Source organism: Streptosporangium sp. NPDC000239 (genome assembly GCF_040300765.1).
Taxonomy (GTDB): Bacteria; Actinomycetota; Actinomycetes; order Streptosporangiales; family Streptosporangiaceae; genus Streptosporangium.
In genome coordinates, this window is sequence record NZ_JBEPEI010000002.1 from 289,754 (window position 1) to 305,646 (window position 15,893).

Below are 15,893 nucleotides of genomic sequence, written 5' to 3' on the forward strand. Positions count from 1 at the left end.
GCTACTCCCTCTCAAGAAGCGCGACCGGGAAGACGGAAAGCAGGTGGGCCAGCGGGACACGCCCGGTGTGGCGGGCGCCGGACAGCAGGTCGAGCCATCTGCCGTGCGGCAGGGTGATCGTCTCACCGCCCCAGCCGCCGCGCGCGGCCAGGCCGACCGGCAGCCGGGTCGCGACCGCCACCGCCCTGTCCCCCCGGGCGAAGGCGACGGCGTGCTCCCCCGTCTCGACCGGCAGGTACGGCAGCGCCGGGTCGAGGCGTTTGCGCAGCCGCAGCGCCTGGGTGGTGACCAGCAGCTTGTCCTCGTCCCACGAGCCGCTCCTGGGCCCACTCCCGGTCACGGCCAGCAGCGCGCGACGGCGGGCGAAGTCGACCGGGCGGCGGTTGTCCGGATCGACCAGCGAGAAGTCGGTGATCTCGTTGCCCCAGTAGAGGTCGGGCACGCCGGGCAGCATGAGCTGCACGAGTTTCTGGCCGAGGGAGTTGGACCTGGCGTACGGCTCGATCATGGCGGTGAACTCGGCGACCGAGGGGCCGCACTCGTCGACGGCCCGCATGACGAAGTCACGGACGCCCCGCTCGTAGGCGGGGTCCGGGGCCGCCCACGAGATCGCCGTCTTGGCCTCGCGGGCCGCCTTGAGCAGGTAGTCGAAGAACCTGCCCGGCTCGATCGGCCAGGCGGCCATCAGGTTCTGCCAGGCGAGATAGTCGAGCGCCGGGTCGAAGGAGACCTTCGCCGACCACTCCCCCACCGCCCGCGCCCACTCCTGCGGCATCTCGGAGAGTACGGCCAGCCGCGCCCGCACGTCCTCGGAGCGTTTGGTGTCGTGGGTGGACAACGTCGTCATGGTCCCCGGGGACATCTCCCCGCAGAAGGCGTGGAAGTCCCCGACGTCTCCGCCGAACCGGTCGGGCTCGCCGCCGACCTCGTTCAGGCAGGCCAGCGGGTACCACCGATAGAGCGCGGTGTCCTCGACGCCCTTGGCCATCACGGGGCCGCAGGTCTGCTGGAAGCGGACGACGGCGTCGGCGGGGCCGTACAGGACCCTGTCCACGACCTCGGCGACCGGGGCGCCCTCGGGCAGCCTGGCGGCGGCGGCCCGCCCCGCCGCCTCGACGATCGCCACCGACCGCTCGGGGACCGGCTCACCCGGCACGGCGTAGGCCCGGTAGACCGGCATCGCGACGAGCAGTTCGGCCAGCGCCGTACGGTCGGAGCCGACGACCGCGTGCAGCCGGTCGAGTTCGGCGCCCAGGAACAGGTCGATGACCTCCCGTTTCGCACAGCCGACCACGGCGGCGTACTCGCGGGGCATGCCGGTGCGCTCGACGAACAGGTCGGTCAGCGGCTCCTGCCCTGCCGGGTCGACGAACAGGCCGGTGATCCGGTTGAGCACCTCGTAACCGGTCGTGCCGTCGCAGTCCCAGTCGGCGGGCAGCCGTTCCTCCCCCACCAGGATCTTCTCGGCGACCGTCCACACCCCGCAGGCCTCGCGGAGCCTGGCGAGGTAGCCGCGCGGGTCGGCCAGGCCGTCCGGGTGGTCGACCCGCAGCCCGTGGACGATCCCGTCGCGGACCAGCCCGACGATCACCTCGTGGGTGGCGTCGAAGACCTTCTCGTCCTCGACCCGCAGCCCGATCAGCGAGGAGACGTCGAAGAAGCGCCGGTAGCCGGGGCCGCGACGCCAGTCGACCAGCCGGTAGTGGGTGTCGGGCAGCGGGAACTCGTGGTCGTGGTAGCGCAGCACGGAGCCGTCGGCGTGCGGCTCGACCTCGTCGCCGAGGACCGGCATGTCCACCCGGCCGCCGCCGCCCGCCCAGTCGATGTCGAACCACCGCGCGTACGGCGAGGCCGGGCCGTCCCTGAGCACCGACCACAGCTGCCGGTTGCCCGACTCGGGGACCGGGACCGTCATGTGGTTGGGCACGATGTCGACCACGACGCCCAGGCCGTGCGCGGTCAGCCGCTCCGACAGCGCCCGCAGCCCCTCAAGGCCGCCGAACTCCTCCCTGATCCGGGAGTGGTCGGTCACGTCGTAGCCGTGGCGGGAGCGCGAGGTCGCCTGCAGGATCGGGGAGAGGTAGACGTGGCTCACCCCCAGGTCGCGCAGGTAGGGGGCCAGCTCGGCGACCTCGGCGAAGCCGAAGTCGGGGGTGAGCTGGAGCCGGTAGGTGGACAGCGGCGGTCCGAAGTCCCGCCCCGCGTTCTCCCTTCGCCCGTCAGACACGCCGCAACACCCGTACCGACCTGCCGGTCACCGGCACCTCCTCACCCGCTCTGCAGACCCTGGTGTCGACGATGATGGGCATCGCCGTGTCGATCTCCGTCACCCACATGTCGCCGTGGTCCTTGGGGATCGTGAACTCGATGACGTCGTGGTGGGCGTTGAACAGCAGCAGGAACGAGTCGTCGACGATCCGCCGTCCCCTGCGGTCCGGCTCGGTGATCGCGTCGCCGTTCAGGAAGACCGCCAGCGACTTGGCGTAGCCCACGTTCCAGTCGGCGTCGGTCATCCGTTCCCCTCTCGGGGTGAACCAGGCGATGTCGCTGAGGTTGTCGCCGGAGCCCCGTACCGGGCGGCCGTAGAAGAAGCGGCGCCTGCGGAAGACGGGATGCCCGGCGCGGAGCCTGGCCAGGCGCCGGGTGAACTCCAGCAGCAGCCAGTTCTCCCTGACGTCGGACCAGTCGACCCAGCTCAGCTCGTTGTCCTGGCAGTAGACGTTGTTGTTGCCCAGCTGGGTACGGCCGAGCTCGTCGCCGTGGGAGATCATCGGCACGCCCTGGGACAGGAACAGCGTCGTCAGGAAGTTGCGTTTCTGCTGCTCGCGCAGCGACTCGATCGCCAGCGAGGCGGGCCCCTCCGTGCCGCAGTTCCACGAACGGTTGTCGTCGGTGCCGTCCCGGTTGTCCTCGCCGTTGGCCTCGTTGTGCTTGCGGTCGTAGGAGACGAGGTCCTGCATGGTGAAGCCGTCGTGGCAGGTGACGAAGTTGATCGAGGCGGCGGGCCTGCGGCTGTCGTCCTGGTAGAGGTCGCTGGAGCCGGTCAGCCGGGAGGCGAACTCCGGCAGGGAGGCGGGCTCGCCGCGCCACAGGTCGCGGATCGTGTCGCGGTACATGCCGTTCCACTCGGTCCACCTGGCGGGGAAGTTGCCCACCTGGTAGCCGCCCGGGCCGACGTCCCAGGGTTCGGCGATCAGCTTGACCTGCGAGAGCACCGGGTCCTGCTGGACGAGGTCGAAGAAGGCGCTCAGCCGGTCGACCTCGTGCAGTTCCCTGGCCAGGGTGGCCGCCAGGTCGAATCTGAAGCCGTCCACGTGCATCTCGATGACCCAGTACCGCAGCGAGTCCATGATCATCTGGAGGACGTGCGGGGAGCGCATGAACAGGCTGTTGCCGGTCCCCGTCGTGTCCATGTAGTAGCGCCTGTCGTCGTCCACCAGCCGGTAGTAGCCGGGGTTGTCGATCCCCCGCATGCTCAGCGTCGGCCCCAGGTGGTTGCCCTCGGCGGTGTGGTTGTAGACCACGTCGAGGATGACCTCGATGTTCGCCTCGTGCAGCGCCTTGACCATGGCCTTGAACTCCAGCACCTGCCCGCCGCGCTGCCCGGTGCTCGAATAGGCGTTGTGCGGGGCGAAGAACCCGATGCTGTTGTAACCCCAGTAGTTCGTCAGGCCACGCTCGGCCAGGACGTGGTCGGTGACGAACTGGTGGACCGGCATCAGCTCGATCGCCGTGACGCCGAGGGAGGTCAGATGGTCGATGATCTCCGGGTGGCCGATGGCCGCGTAGGTGCCCCGGATCCGCTCGGGGATCTTCGGGTGGTTCACGGTCAGGCCCTTGACGTGCGCCTCGTAGATGACCGTGTCGTGGTACGGCGTCGCGGGCGGCCGGTCGTGTCCCCACCCGAAGAACGGGTTGATCACGATGGACCGGGGGACGAACGGGGCCGAGTCCGCGTCGTTGCGCAGGTCGGGGTCCCCGAAGCGGTAGCCGTACACGGCCTCGTCCCAGCGCATCTCCCCCTCGATGGCCTTGGCGTAGGGGTCGAGCAGCAGCTTGGCGGGGTTACAGCGCACGCCCCTGGCGGGGTCGTAGGGGCCGTGCACGCGGTAGCCGTACCGCTGGCCCGGGCCGACGCCCGGCAGGTAGCCGTGCCAGACGTAGCCCTCGCACTCGGTGAAGGGGACCCGCGTCTCGTTGTCCTCCTCGTCGAACAGGCACAGTTCGACCCGCTCGGCGACCTCGGTGAAGAGCGCGAAGTTTGTCCCCGCGCCGTCGTAGGTGGCCCCGAGGGGATAGGGGTCACCGGGCCAGATCTCGATCATCACACCGCCCTTCAGCGGTGGGAAGACATGCCCCATGTTTCCCCTGTCATGCGTGGCGGTGCCCCGGCGTGAGCCTCGGCGCGGCGAAACCGGCATGACATGGGAGTATTCCTGGCCCTCAGGCGGGAGGACAGGACCGCGCCCGGCGATTCGCGGCCCGTCGGCGGGCCCGCCCGCCTACCGGCCCGTCCTCGCCTCCCCCACCGGCTCGGCCAGCCTGTCCTCCAGGTCGCGCAGCGCGGGCTCGTAGCGGGTCAGCCGGGCGCGGGTGACCAGGTCACGCGCCGCCCCCAGGTGGTCGTGGGCGCCCCGGACGTCGCCGTCGAGCAGGGCCAGCCGCCCCAGGCACAGGTCCGTCACCGACCAGCCGAGCAGCCTGCCCGCGTTGGGGGCGAGCAGGCCGTACAGGACACGTCCTGCCGCCCGCTCGCCCAGCGCGGCGCAGGCCTCGCTGAGGGCGTCGGGGACGAACCGGTAGGCCAGGTCGGGTCCGGCGGCCGCGAAGCCGTCCTCGGCGAGGACCGCGAAGACGGCGCGTGCCCGCTCGGTCCCGCCCAGGTCGATCAGGGCCAGGCAGCGCAGGGCGAGCCAGGGCCGCTGCCCCGGGCGCAGGGCGAGCATCTCGTCGGCGACGGCGAGCGCCCCGGCCGCGTCCCCGTCCGCCCGCAGCGTCAGGAAGCGGAACACCCCGCGCCTCAGCCCGGCGTCGTCCCTGCCCAGCGCCCCCTCCGGGTAGGCGGCGGCGGACTCCTCGGCCGCGGTGAGGGCCGCCTCCGCGTGCCCGCCCAGCCAGGCGTGCACGGCCCGCTGCCAGGCGGCCAGGCTCACCATCGAGGGGAGCCTGAGGCGTTCGGCCGTCTCGGTGAGCCAGGCCAGCAGTTCGGGGGCCCGTTCGGTCCTGCCCTGGGCGAGCAGCTCGACGTAGGCGGTCTCCCTGCCGACCCACTCGACGGCCAGGTCGCCGATGCGGTGGCCGATCTCGGTGATCTCGTCGATGACCGCCTGCCTGCGGTCGTGGTCGTGTTCGGTCCGGGACAGCAGCTCCTGGACGATCAACGTCCTGGCCAGCGTCCTGTCGTCACCGAGCCTGCGGGCCAGCCGTACGGCCTGCAGCGCGGTCCGCGTGCTCTCCTCGACGGGCCTGGTCGTCGCGCCGGTCAGCGCGGCGGCGGCCAGGAGCTGGGCCCGCCAGGGCGAGTCGGCGGCCAGCCCGGAGGCCAGGACCCGCTCGATCCGCTCGGTGAGCCGGTCGATGCCGGTCGTCTCCTCGTACATGGCCAGGGAGATCGGGTCGGTGAACCCCAGCACCGCCCTGGCCAGCCTGCTGTCGTCGCCGAGTCCCTCGGCGATCTCCGCCGCCGCCTCAAGGGAGGCGTGGGCCGCCACGCTCATCCCGGCGGCGCCCTGCGCCTCGGCCAGGTCGAGCAGCAGGTCGCAGCGGAGCGCGTCGTCGGACCTGGGCAGGGCGCCGACCAGCGCGATCGCCTGCTCCAGGTTCTCCACCGCGTCCTCGTGGGCGAACTGCGCCGTGGCCTGCGCCGCGGCGCGCCGGGTGTAGCCGATCGCCTTGCCGGTCGTGGCGGCGGTGAGCAGACTCTGCCGGTAGTGGTGGGCGATCTCGGTCAGGCGCGCCCCGCCACGGGCCTCCAGCACCTCGGCGATCCGGGCGTGCAGGCGCCTGCGGCGCAGCGGGGGCAGCGCCTCGCGCAGCACGTCGCGGACGATGTCGTGGACGAAGCGGCAGGCGGGTCCCCGCCCCTCGGTCAGCAGCCCCGCGCCGACGGCGGCGTCCACGATGTCGAGCACCCGCTCGACGGACAGCCCGGTCACCTGGGTCAGGACGTCGGCGACCACCTGATCGCCGAGCAGCGCCGCGGTGGTCAGCACCTCCTCCGTCTCCGGAGGCAGGCCCGTCATCCGGCCGCGCACGACGTCGGAGAGCGCCGCCGGGGTCTCCCCGAGCCGCAGGACCTCCCCCAGGAAGAACGGGTTGCCCGCGGTCAGCCTGCCCATCTCCCCGGCCAGCCCGGGGTCGGCGCCGGCCCGCCCGAGGTACTCGCCGATCTCCGCCTCGCCGAGCCCCCGCAGCGGGAGCCTGCGCACGTACGGCAGCCGCGCAAGGGCGGCCAGGGCGTGTTCGAGCGCGCCGCCGGGCCGTACCTCGGTGTCGCGGTAGGTGGCGACCACGGTCAGCTTGGGGCACAGCCGGGTCGAGGCGAGGAATTCGAGCAGCCGCAGCGAGGAGGCGTCGGCCCACTGGAGGTCGTCGAGGACGACCAGGACCCTGCCGTGCTCGTTGAACAGCTCGGCGAAGGCCTCGTAGAGCTCGAAGCGGTCGCCTCCCGAGGGACCGGCCTTGCCGCCCTGCCCGCCGGTCAGCTCCTGCGCGGCCTGCGTCCAGGGCCAGAAGGGCGGCGCTCCCGTGCCGTCCCAGCAACGGCCCCACACCACCCGGTTCCCCTCGGCCCGCGCGGTCCGCGCCGCCTGTTCGGCCAGGCTCGTCTTGCCGATGCCCGGCTCCCCGGCCAGCAGCACCACCCGGTACGGCCCGCCTGTGACCGCGGCGTCGAGCACCTCCGCCTCGGCGTCCCTGCCGATGAGCCGGGTCTCCCGAGGGTCCTCCGCGGGCCGGGGCGGAGCCGGTGTGGCCTGGACGCGGGGGGTCAGGGACGGGTCCTGGGCGAGGATGCGCCGTTCCATCTCCCTTGAGCGGGGGTCGGGGTCGAGGCCCAGCTCGTCGGCCAGTGTGTCGCGTCCCCTGGCCAGCACGGCGAGCGCGTCGGCCTGCCGTCCCGCCTGGTAGAGGGCGTGCGCGCCGAGCACGTGCAGGCGTTCCCTGAACGGGTTGTCGGCGACCAGCCGCGTCAGGGTGCCCGTCAGCTCCGCCCCCAGGCCGAGCGCGAGTTCGCACTCGGCGAGGTCCTCCTGCAGGGTCAGCCGCTGTTCGCCCAGGTGGGCGGCCTCCCGCGTGGCCCACGAGGCCTCGGCGAAGTCGGCCAGCGGCTCCCCGCGCCACTCGGCCAGTGCCAGCCGCAGCCGTCCCGCCGCGGCCTCGTGCTCGCCCGCGGCGGCCAGGCGCCTGCCCTCGGCCGCGTACCCCCGCACCCTGGTCAGGTCGAGGTCCCGTGCCGGGATGTCGAGGGCGTAGCCGCCCGGCTTGCTGACCAGGACCGTGGGCCGCGTGGCACGGCTCCTGCCGGGTTCGAGAGCCCGGCGGAGCTTGGAGACGTAGGCCTGGAGGGTGTTGAGCGCCCTGGGCGGCGGCTCGCCCTCCCAGAGCTCCTCCATCATCGTGGCCGCCCCGACGGGCCTGGGCGCGGCCAGCATGCACAGCGCCAGGACCGCACGCTGCTGGTGGGGACCGATGTCCAGCGGCGTCCCGTCACCGGTGATCACGCTGACCGGTCCCAGCACACGAAAGTCCATCAGGCACCTCGCTCACGAATTCGGCAGATGGTAACCCACCATGGACCCGGACCGTAAAGTCGTGGTCGTGCGAACGTCATCGCTCAGTTACTCTCCGGGGCGGGCTTCGCGGTAGGCTCGGCGTCCACACGAGTGGAGGACGCACGGAATGACCGGATTCAAGAAGTTCCTGATGAGGGGCAACCTCGTCGAGCTCGCCGTGGCCGTGGTCATCGGCGCGACGTTCAGCGGCCTGGTCCAGGCCCTGGTCAAGGACCTCATCACCCCGCTGATCGCGGCGGTCACCGGCGGCAACGAGCCGGACTTCTCCGACTACGTCTTCACGGTCAACGGCGCCAAGTTCATGTACGGCGACTTCGTCAACCAGCTGCTGAGCTTCCTGATCATCGCCTCGGTCGTCTACTGGCTGGTCGTGCTGCCGATGAGCAGGGTCGTCGCCTACTTCGACAGGAACAAGGAGTCGACGGAGAAGAAGTGCCCCGAGTGCCTCAGCGACATCCCCGTCGCGGCCAGGCGCTGCGCGTTCTGCACGGCGGTGCTGGAGGACTCCGGAGCCACGGCCGCCTCCTGAGCGCCCTCCCCGTCGTCCGCGAGACGATGGGGTCATGAGTTTCGAACTGGCCGTCTGGCACGAACCCGAGCCGATCACCGCCGAGCGCGCGGCCGAGGTCCTGCGGGCGCTGCGCGAGGGCGACACCCGGGCCGTACGGCCTCATCCCGGGGTGACCGAGTTCACCGCCGCGTTCCCCGAGGCCGTGTCCTTCGGCGACTCCCCGGCTTACGCCCTGCTCACCGTGGACCTCGAACGCTCCGACGAGGTCGCGGGCGAGGCCTTCGCCCTGGCCCGTGAGTGCGGGCTGGTCTGTTACGACCCGCAACGCGGACTGGTGCACAACCTGGCCCCGCTGGGCGCCTATCCCGGCATGCAGCTGCGCACCGGGGACGGCATGATCGTCGTCGATCCCGACCTGCGGCTCGTCGGGGACGCGGTCGCCACGATGTCGCCGCAGAACCCGTTCACGGCGCTGGTCGTCTTCGGTGAGCACTTCGTCCAGTCGTCTCCGGAGATCACCGGATACGAGCTGGAGTACAAGGACAGCGCGCGGGACGTGATGGTCCGCACGCACGTCCCGGAGATCGGCGCGGTGCGGGAGGCCTTCGTCGAGTACGCCGAGGGGGGCCGTTCCTTCCTGGAACGCCACGACTGGCGCCGGGTCTAGCGGTCGGGCGGGGCCGTACGGGGAGAGGGGCTGTGCACGGGCCGCCCCGGGGATGCGGGGGGCGCCGGAAAACCGGCCGCGGGCTCATCGTCCACCACCCTCACCAGCCTTTTCACGACATAGACGACGACAGGCGGAAAAAGGCGACAACGCGGTGATAGCGGGAAAAAACAGTGATTTGTAAGCTGTGTCAGTAATATCGGTAAACCTCGGAGAATCCGAGAGGACACCGGCGGGAGCACCACGACCCAACCTTCCAGGAGCCCCCCGTGACCATCAAACGAGCCGCCTCGTACGCCCTGCTCGCCGCGCTGACCGTCACCTCCTCGGTCGCCACGGCCGCCCCGTCGAGCGCGGATACGGCCGGCCACGCCGCGTTCGCCCTGACCAGCGCCGCCTTCACCGAGGGCGGGACGATCCCGAAGGTCCACGAGTGCACCAGCGGCGGCAACGACCCGCGCCAGCACAACGAGTCCCCGCCGCTGACGTGGGCGGGCGCGCCCACCGCCGCGCGCAGCTACGCGCTCGTCATGCGCGACCTCGACAACAACAACCTCATCCACTGGGTCATCTACGACATCCCGGTGGGCGTGACCTCGCTCCCGCAGAACGTCGATCACGCCTACCGGCCCACGGTCCCCTCGGGGGCCAGGCAGGTCTACTACCGCGGCAGCGCCAGCCTGTACGGCTACCAGGGCCCCTGCTCGCCCAGGACCGTCAACACCTACGAGTTCGTGGTCTACGCGCTCAACAGGGCGAGCCTGACCGAGCTGACCACGAGTTCCTCGACGCAGACCGCGGCCAGGGTCATCGCCAACGCGTCGCTGGGGTCGGCCAGGCTGACCGGGGAGTCCTGAGCGCTCCGTCAGCAGCCGCAGTCGCAACCGCAGCCGTCGCCGCAGCACCCGTCGCCGCCACAGCAGTCACAGCAGCTTCCGCAGTCGCCGCAGTTCCCGCAGCAGTCGCAGCCGCTGGCGTCGCACCGCTCACCGCATGACTTGTACCGGTCCTCATCCCACGGGGGCCGGTACAGGCCACAGGTGCAGCAGGCCATCGCCGCGCACATCATCGACAGCAGGCCGCCGGGGTCGGGCTTGAGCCTCGGGTCGCGGGGCCGGTCGTGGTGCGGGGTCTTGGGGTCCTTGTGGCCCGGTCTCCCCCGCTGCCCGGCCAGGGCGAAGGTCTGTTCGACGGAGCGGGCGGTCTCCCTGACCAGCAGCGCCCTGACCAGGGTCCGCCGTTCCAGGTCGAGTTCGGCGACGGCGAGGCGCAGCCCGAGCAGCGCGTCGTCGCAGTGGCGCCGGGCCTCGGCCAGGCCGGTCCCCGAGGCGATCAGCGGGTTGTAGGCGCCCCGGGCACGGTCCTCGGTCAGGTCCTCGACCGCGTCGAGCAGGTGGGCCAGGCGGCCGAAGTGGCGTCCCGCCTCCCGCAGCGCCTCCTGGTTGTGCGGTTTGCCGGTGAGCAGGGCGGTGTGCCCGAAGGCGGCGGCGACGGCCTCCTCGGTCGGGGCGGTCAGTTCGAGCAGCCGCAGCCCCGGCACGCCCTCCAGCCTGGTCTGCTCCGCCACCGCCCTGACCAGGACCTCGGGGTCGAAGCCGACCGCGACGGCCGTACCCGAGCCCGCCGCGGACCAGCGGGTGGCGACCCGGCCCGCGACGGCCGCGACCGGCCTGCGCGCGTAGGCGCCGTCCCCGTCCGCGACGTGGTCCCCGATCTTGCCCGCGGCCAGGATCAGCGAGACCGCCGCCGCGAGCCGTACCCCCTGCTGGGCCTCGACGACGTCGGCGCCCTTGAAGCCGCGCAGCGCGCACGCCGCGGCCCTGCGGTGCGGGGAGGAGGAGACGGCCTGGGCCTCGGTGAGCACCGAGACGAGCAGGCCGTCGTAGTTGGTGACCAGCCGGGAGAGGTGGCCGTGCTCGTCACGCAGAGCCAGGCAGAGCCCGCACAGGTGCGCCATCCACTCCTTGAACAACCCGTTGCACATCCCGTGGCGGCACGGGCGGACGATTCCGAACATCTGCTTCCCTCTGTCACACGGCCGCCGTCGCACGGCACGCGAGCCACCGCCCTACCCCCCCCGGTGGACAGGCGCTCCGGCGATAAGGATGCCCCATTTGGCCGTCTTGTGGGGATATATCGCACCAGGCGCGGACATGGCCGCCCATTCTCCGATAGACGGCGCGACAGAGGGCCCCTACGCCCGCCTCCAGCGGCCTTCAGCGGCCCCGGCGCGCCCGATGTGATCCATCGAGACCCGGGGCCGTTTCGGCGGCTCGTAGGGCGGCTCAGCCCCGGGTGTCGGCGAGCAGGGCCTTGAGCACGAGGTTCGGGTGGTCACGCAGCACGCCGCGCATGCGCCACTCGTCGCTGAACAGCGCGAGCAGCTCTCCGTCGATCGCCCGGGTGAGGACCTCGACACCCCGCTGACGGGCCAGGATGGGCGCGGACTCGGCGTCGGTGATCCTGGCCAGGCTGTAGTCGAGCCTGTCCATGACGATCTCGGTGTTGAACTCCCCCGCCAGGCGGTGCTTGACCACGTCGAACTGCATCGGGCCGACGGCGGCGAGCACCGGCGACTGGTCTCCTCTGATGTCGGAGCGCAGGACCTGGACGACGCCCTCGGCCTCCATCTGGTCGATGCCCTTGCGGAACTGCTTGGCCCTGCTCGAATCACGGCACCGGGCGGTCCAGAAGTGCTCGGGCGCGAAGCTGGGGATCTTGGGGAACTCCACGGGGACGCCGTCGTAGAGCGTGTCCCCCGGGCGCAGGGCGGTGGCGTTCACCAGGCCGACCACGTCGCCGGGGAAGGCCTCGTCGATGGTGGCGCGCTCCTGGCCGAAGACCGACTGGGCGTACTTGGTCGCGAAGGGACGGCCCGTCGCCGCGTGGGTCAGCACCATGCCGCGCTCGAAGCGCCCCGAGCAGACCCGGACGAAGGCGATCCGGTCGCGGTGCGAGGGGTCCATGTTGGCCTGCACCTTGAAGACCAGGCCGGAGAACGGCTTGTCGAGCGGGCGGGGGTCGTCCTTGACGTCAGGGCGGGGCGCCGGGGCCGGGGCGATGTCCACCATGGCGTCGAGCAGGCGGCCGACGCCGAAGTTGTTCAGCGCGGCGCCGAACAGCACCGGGGTCGACTCGTGGGCCTCGAAGGCCTTCTGGTCGTGGTCGGAGCCGATCGCCGACAGCAGGTCGGCCTCGTCCCTGGCCCGCTCCCAGTCCTCGCCGAGCTCGGCCGTGGCCAGCTCGGGGGTCAGCAGGGTCTCGATGGCCTTGGTCGCCCCACCGGGGGTCCGGGTGTAGCGGACCGCCTGCTCGGCGACGCGGTCGATCACCCCGTGGAAGAAGCCACCGGTGCCGATCGGCCAGGTGATCGGGGTCGGCCGCAGGCCGGTCTTCTCCTGGATCTCGTCGAGCAGCTCAAGGGCCTCCCTGCCGGGACGGTCCCACTTGTTGACGAACGTGATGACCGGGATGCGCCGGTGGCGGCAGACCTCGAACAGCTTCAGGGTCTGCGGCTCCATGCCCTTGGCCGCGTCGAGCAGCATGACCGCGCAGTCGACGGCGGCCAGCACCCGGTAGGTGTCCTCGGAGAAGTCGGCGTGGCCCGGGGTGTCGACCAGGTTGAACATGTGGCCGCGGTACTCGAACCGCAGGGCCGCCGAGGTGATGGAGATGCCCCTGGCCTTCTCCATGTCCATCCAGTCGGAGGTGACGCCACGCCTGCCGGCCTTGCCGTGCACGGCACCGGCCTCACTGATCGCCGAGGCGTGCAGCGCGAGCGCCTCCGTCATCGTGGACTTTCCCGCGTCGGGGTGGCTGATCACCGCGAACGTACGGCGCCGCCCCGCCTCCTGCGTGACCGCGGTCATTTCCTCAGCTCCTCGCCGTCCGGGGTGGTGGGGCTCCCGGCAACGTGTGCGGGGAGCCGAAACAGCTTACGCGCCACGGTGACCCCCAAAGGATGTGACGACACTTCCACAGGCCGCTTGCGCCACCATGGTGTTAAGTGGATTGTGGAACATCTCGGTTCGACCGTGCCGATTCCACCGCCCGAAAGCGACCCGCTCGTGCAACTCGACCTTCCAGTGGTGTGCAGATGATCACGCTCCGCTACGCAGCCGGTTCCGACGTCGGCCGTGTCCGCCAGGGCAACGAGGACGCCGGGTACGCCGGCGCCCGGCTGCTCGCCGTCGCCGACGGCATGGGCGGCCACGTGGGCGGGGAGGTCGCCAGTTCGGCGGCGATCGCCGCGGTCGCCTACCTGGACCACGAGTGTTCCGCCGACCTGGCGGCCGCGGCCGAGGCCGGGATACGCAGGGCCAACCAGCGCCTGCGCGAGCTCGTCGAGCAGGACCCGTCCCTCACCGGGATGGGCACGACGCTGACGATGATGCTCTGGGACGGCCCCCGGGTGGCCCTGGCCCACATCGGCGACTCCCGCGCCTACCTGCTGCGCAACGGCGACCTCTACCAGATCACCTACGACCACACCCTGGTGCAGACGCTGCTCGACGACGGCCGGATCACCCCGGAGGAGGCCGCCAGGCACCCGCACCGGTCGATCCTGCTGCAGGTCCTCGACGGCGGAGACAACGCCGACCCCGACCTGTCGCTGCGGGACGCCGAGGTCGGCGACCGCTACCTGCTGTGCTCGGACGGCCTGTCCGGGGTCGTCGAGGCCGAGCGGCTGCGCCACGTGCTGGCCGAGGTCGACGACCTCTCCGAGGTGACGCGGCAGCTCATCGACCTGGCCTGCGAGGCGGGCGGCCCGGACAACATCACCTGTGTGGTGGCCGAGGTCGTCGAGGGACCCGGCTCCGAGGAACCGGTCGTCGTCGGCTCGGCGATTCCCTCCTGAGACCCCTCCTGACGGCCTTCCGAGGGTTCTGGTCGCGGCGCGGGGCAGGCGCTATCGTCGGTGCTCAGCGTTCCCGCAACGATCGTCACCCTCGAAGGGATGTCCGTCGTGTACAAGGAGTTCGCCATCGAGGCGATCGTGTGGCTCATCCCCGTCGTGATCCTCGTCGGGCTGGCCATCATGATCACGCGGCCCGCCTGAGGCCCCGAGGCCGGGGCGCGCAAGGCCCGCCGCCCCGGTTCTCACCCCTGCGACTACGCTGTTGGTGCCGATCAGCCTCCCACCGGGCCGGGCGGACACGTGTCAACCAGCGGGCGGTGCCGCCATCGCGGCCATCGTGCCGAGCGATCTCAGGGGATTAGGGAACAGTGAAGCTTCTCCACTCAGGGAAGGTCCGCGACGTCTACGAGGACCGGGGCGACATCATCCTGGTCGCCTCCGACCGGGTCTCGGTCTACGACGTGATCCTGCCCACGCCCATCCCCGACAAGGGAAGGATCCTCACCCAGCTCTCGCTGTGGTGGTTCGAGCAGCTCGCCGACGTCGTGCCCAACCACGTCATCTCCGCCACCGAGGTGCCCGACGAGTTCGAGGGCCGGGCCGTACGGTGCAGGCGGCTGGAGATGGTGCAGGTCGAGTGCATCGCCAGGGGTTACCTCACCGGCTCGGGCCTGAAGGAGTACCAGGCGACCGGCGCGGTCTCCGGGGTCGAGCTGCCGCCCGGCCTGGTCGAGGGCTCCAGGCTCCCCGAGCCGATCTTCACGCCGACCACGAAGGCGCCGCTCGGGCAGCACGACGAGTTCATCACCTTCGACGAGGTGGTGGCCCGGGAGGGCGCGGAGACCGCGCAGGAGCTGCGCCGGATCACCCTTGAGGTCTACCGGCGCGGCGCGGAGCTGGCACGCGAGCGCGGTGTGATCATCGCGGACACGAAGATCGAGCTCGGCCGGGACGCCGAGGGCACGCTGGTGCTCGGCGACGAGGTGCTCACCTCGGACTCCTCGCGGTTCTGGCCCGCAGACCAGTGGGAGCCGGGACGCCCGCAGTTCTCCTACGACAAGCAGTTCGTCCGCGACTGGGCGGCGAACAGCGGCTGGGACAAGAAGGGGCCCGCCCCCGAGGTGCCTGAGGAGGTCGTCGAGATCACCAGGGCCCGCTACATCGAGGCCTACGAGCGCATCACCGGCAGGACCTGGTAGTGCCAGGTCCGGTACGGCGGGCCGGCCTCCGATCCGCCCGCCGTACCGGTCACAGGGACAGTCTTCGCTCCGCCGCGGCGCCGACGACGAACCGGTTCGCGGAGGCGGGGTGGGCGCCGAAGTCGGCCACGACACAGGTGATGTTGTCGGGCCCGCCACCCCGGTTGGCCAGGTCGATGAGCCATCTGGCCGCCTCGTCGGGGTCGCCGATGTCGGTCAGCGTGTTGAACAGGGTCTCCGGGCCGACCACGGCGGTCAGGCCGTCCGAGCACAGCAGGTAGCGGTCGCCGACCTTGGCCTCGCGCAACGACAGGTCGAGTTCGCCGTCCCCGGTGCCCTCAAGGACCCGTAGCACCATGGAGCGGCGTGGGTGCTCGGCCGCCTGCTCCGGAGTGATCCGCCCGTCGTCGACCAGCGACTGGACCAGGGTGTGGTCGTGGGTGATCTGGTAGAGGGCGCCCTCGCGCAGCATGTAGGCGCGGGAGTCGCCGACGTGGGCCAGCGCGAAGGAGGCGCCGTCCCAGAGCATGGCGGTGAATGTGGTTCCCATCCCCCGCAGGGTGGGGTCCTGCTCGCTCCTCTCCCTCAGCGCGTGGTTGACGTCCCGCGCGGTGTTCTTGATGGTGGTCACCAGATCGACGCCACTCTGCGGGAGACTGTCGTCCAGTGCCGCCAGGGCCGTGACGGCCAGGGAGCTGGCGACCTCCCCGCCGGCGTGACCGCCCATGCCGTCCGCTATGGCCAGCAGGCGCGCGCTCGCGTAGCCCGAGTCCTCGTTCGCCTCACGGCGGACGCCGACATCCGAGCGGGCGGCATAGCGCAGTGCCGGTGCTTCGTTCAGTGCCATGAAGGCAGTAAATCATTG

The 15,893-nt window shown here is 71.4% G+C and carries 11 protein-coding genes; 5 read left to right on the forward strand and 6 right to left on the reverse strand.

All coding sequences use genetic code 11. The features are described 5' to 3' along the window. Position 1: 1 nt before the first annotated feature. From treY to ABT340_RS06880, 3 genes are all read right to left on the reverse strand, one after another. Positions 2-2,227 carry a malto-oligosyltrehalose synthase gene (gene treY / locus ABT340_RS06870; protein ID WP_352009722.1) on the reverse strand — a complete coding sequence of 742 codons (2,226 nt, stop codon included), beginning with the start codon at positions 2,225-2,227 and terminating at the stop codon, positions 2-4. Continuing rightward, on the reverse strand, positions 2,220-4,325 hold the full coding sequence (gene glgX / locus ABT340_RS06875; RefSeq protein WP_352010166.1) for a glycogen debranching protein GlgX: 2,106 nt from the start codon (positions 4,323-4,325) through the stop codon (positions 2,220-2,222). Before glgX ends, treY begins: the two co-directional genes overlap by 8 nt. 177 nt (positions 4,326-4,502) lie before the next feature. Continuing rightward, positions 4,503-7,751, reverse strand: coding sequence for an ATP-binding protein (locus ABT340_RS06880; protein WP_352009723.1), 3,249 nt, complete (start codon positions 7,749-7,751; stop codon positions 4,503-4,505). Positions 7,752-7,899: 148 nt separating this feature from the next. On the opposite strand from ABT340_RS06880, the gene mscL reads away from it, so the two are divergent. The 3 genes from mscL (at position 7,900) to ABT340_RS06895 (ending at position 9,828) form a co-directional block, all read left to right on the forward strand. Next, the gene (gene mscL, locus ABT340_RS06885; protein WP_352009724.1) at positions 7,900-8,322 is read left to right on the forward strand and encodes a large conductance mechanosensitive channel protein MscL; all 423 of its coding nucleotides are present in this window, start codon (positions 7,900-7,902) and stop codon (positions 8,320-8,322) included. Between the two features lie 34 nt (positions 8,323-8,356). Further along, complete coding sequence (locus ABT340_RS06890; protein WP_352009725.1) at positions 8,357-8,971, forward strand: hypothetical protein; 615 nt, start codon at positions 8,357-8,359, stop codon at positions 8,969-8,971. A 269-nt stretch (positions 8,972-9,240) separates the two neighbouring features. Continuing rightward, positions 9,241-9,828: a YbhB/YbcL family Raf kinase inhibitor-like protein gene (locus ABT340_RS06895; RefSeq protein WP_352009726.1), complete on the forward strand. Its 588-nt coding sequence runs from the start codon at positions 9,241-9,243 to the stop codon at positions 9,826-9,828. Between the two features lie 8 nt (positions 9,829-9,836). Here the strand turns inward: ABT340_RS06895 and ABT340_RS06900 are convergent, their stop codons facing one another. Both ABT340_RS06900 and ABT340_RS06905 read right to left on the reverse strand, forming a co-directional pair. Beyond that, on the reverse strand, positions 9,837-10,988 hold the full coding sequence (locus tag ABT340_RS06900; protein WP_352009727.1) for a DUF5685 family protein: 1,152 nt from the start codon (positions 10,986-10,988) through the stop codon (positions 9,837-9,839). A 268-nt stretch (positions 10,989-11,256) separates the two neighbouring features. After that, a complete protein-coding gene (locus ABT340_RS06905; protein WP_352009728.1) occupies positions 11,257-12,840 on the reverse strand; it encodes a peptide chain release factor 3 in 1,584 nt (527 codons plus the stop codon). A gap of 227 nt (positions 12,841-13,067) precedes the next feature. On the opposite strand from ABT340_RS06905, the gene ABT340_RS06910 reads away from it, so the two are divergent. Next, entirely contained in the window at positions 13,068-13,829 is a 762-nt protein-coding gene (locus ABT340_RS06910; RefSeq protein WP_352009729.1) for a PP2C family protein-serine/threonine phosphatase, read from the forward strand. A gap of 368 nt (positions 13,830-14,197) precedes the next feature. Next, positions 14,198-15,028, forward strand: a complete 831-nt coding sequence (locus ABT340_RS06915) for a phosphoribosylaminoimidazolesuccinocarboxamide synthase (RefSeq protein ID WP_352009730.1) — start codon at positions 14,198-14,200, stop codon at positions 15,026-15,028. A gap of 49 nt (positions 15,029-15,077) precedes the next feature. Here the strand turns inward: ABT340_RS06915 and ABT340_RS06920 are convergent, their stop codons facing one another. Continuing rightward, positions 15,078-15,875, reverse strand: a complete 798-nt coding sequence (locus ABT340_RS06920; RefSeq protein WP_352009731.1) for a PP2C family protein-serine/threonine phosphatase — start codon at positions 15,873-15,875, stop codon at positions 15,078-15,080. Positions 15,876-15,893: the final 18 nt, after the last annotated feature.

What these genes read in the sequence shown, in the direction of transcription:
- glgX (WP_352010166.1), bottom strand. Translation starts at nt 4,325, where the DNA reads ATGATCGAGATCTGGCCCGGTGACCCCTATCCCCTCGGGGCCACCTAC.
- ABT340_RS06880 (WP_352009723.1), bottom strand. Translation starts at nt 7,751, where the DNA reads ATGGACTTTCGTGTGCTGGGACCGGTCAGCGTGATCACCGGTGACGGG.
- mscL (WP_352009724.1), top strand. Translation starts at nt 7,900, where the DNA reads ATGACCGGATTCAAGAAGTTCCTGATGAGGGGCAACCTCGTCGAGCTC.
- ABT340_RS06890 (WP_352009725.1), top strand. Translation starts at nt 8,357, where the DNA reads ATGAGTTTCGAACTGGCCGTCTGGCACGAACCCGAGCCGATCACCGCC.
- ABT340_RS06900 (WP_352009727.1), bottom strand. Translation starts at nt 10,988, where the DNA reads ATGTTCGGAATCGTCCGCCCGTGCCGCCACGGGATGTGCAACGGGTTG.
- ABT340_RS06905 (WP_352009728.1), bottom strand. Translation starts at nt 12,840, where the DNA reads ATGACCGCGGTCACGCAGGAGGCGGGGCGGCGCCGTACGTTCGCGGTG.
- ABT340_RS06910 (WP_352009729.1), top strand. Translation starts at nt 13,068, where the DNA reads ATGATCACGCTCCGCTACGCAGCCGGTTCCGACGTCGGCCGTGTCCGC.
- ABT340_RS06920 (WP_352009731.1), bottom strand. Translation starts at nt 15,875, where the DNA reads ATGGCACTGAACGAAGCACCGGCACTGCGCTATGCCGCCCGCTCGGAT.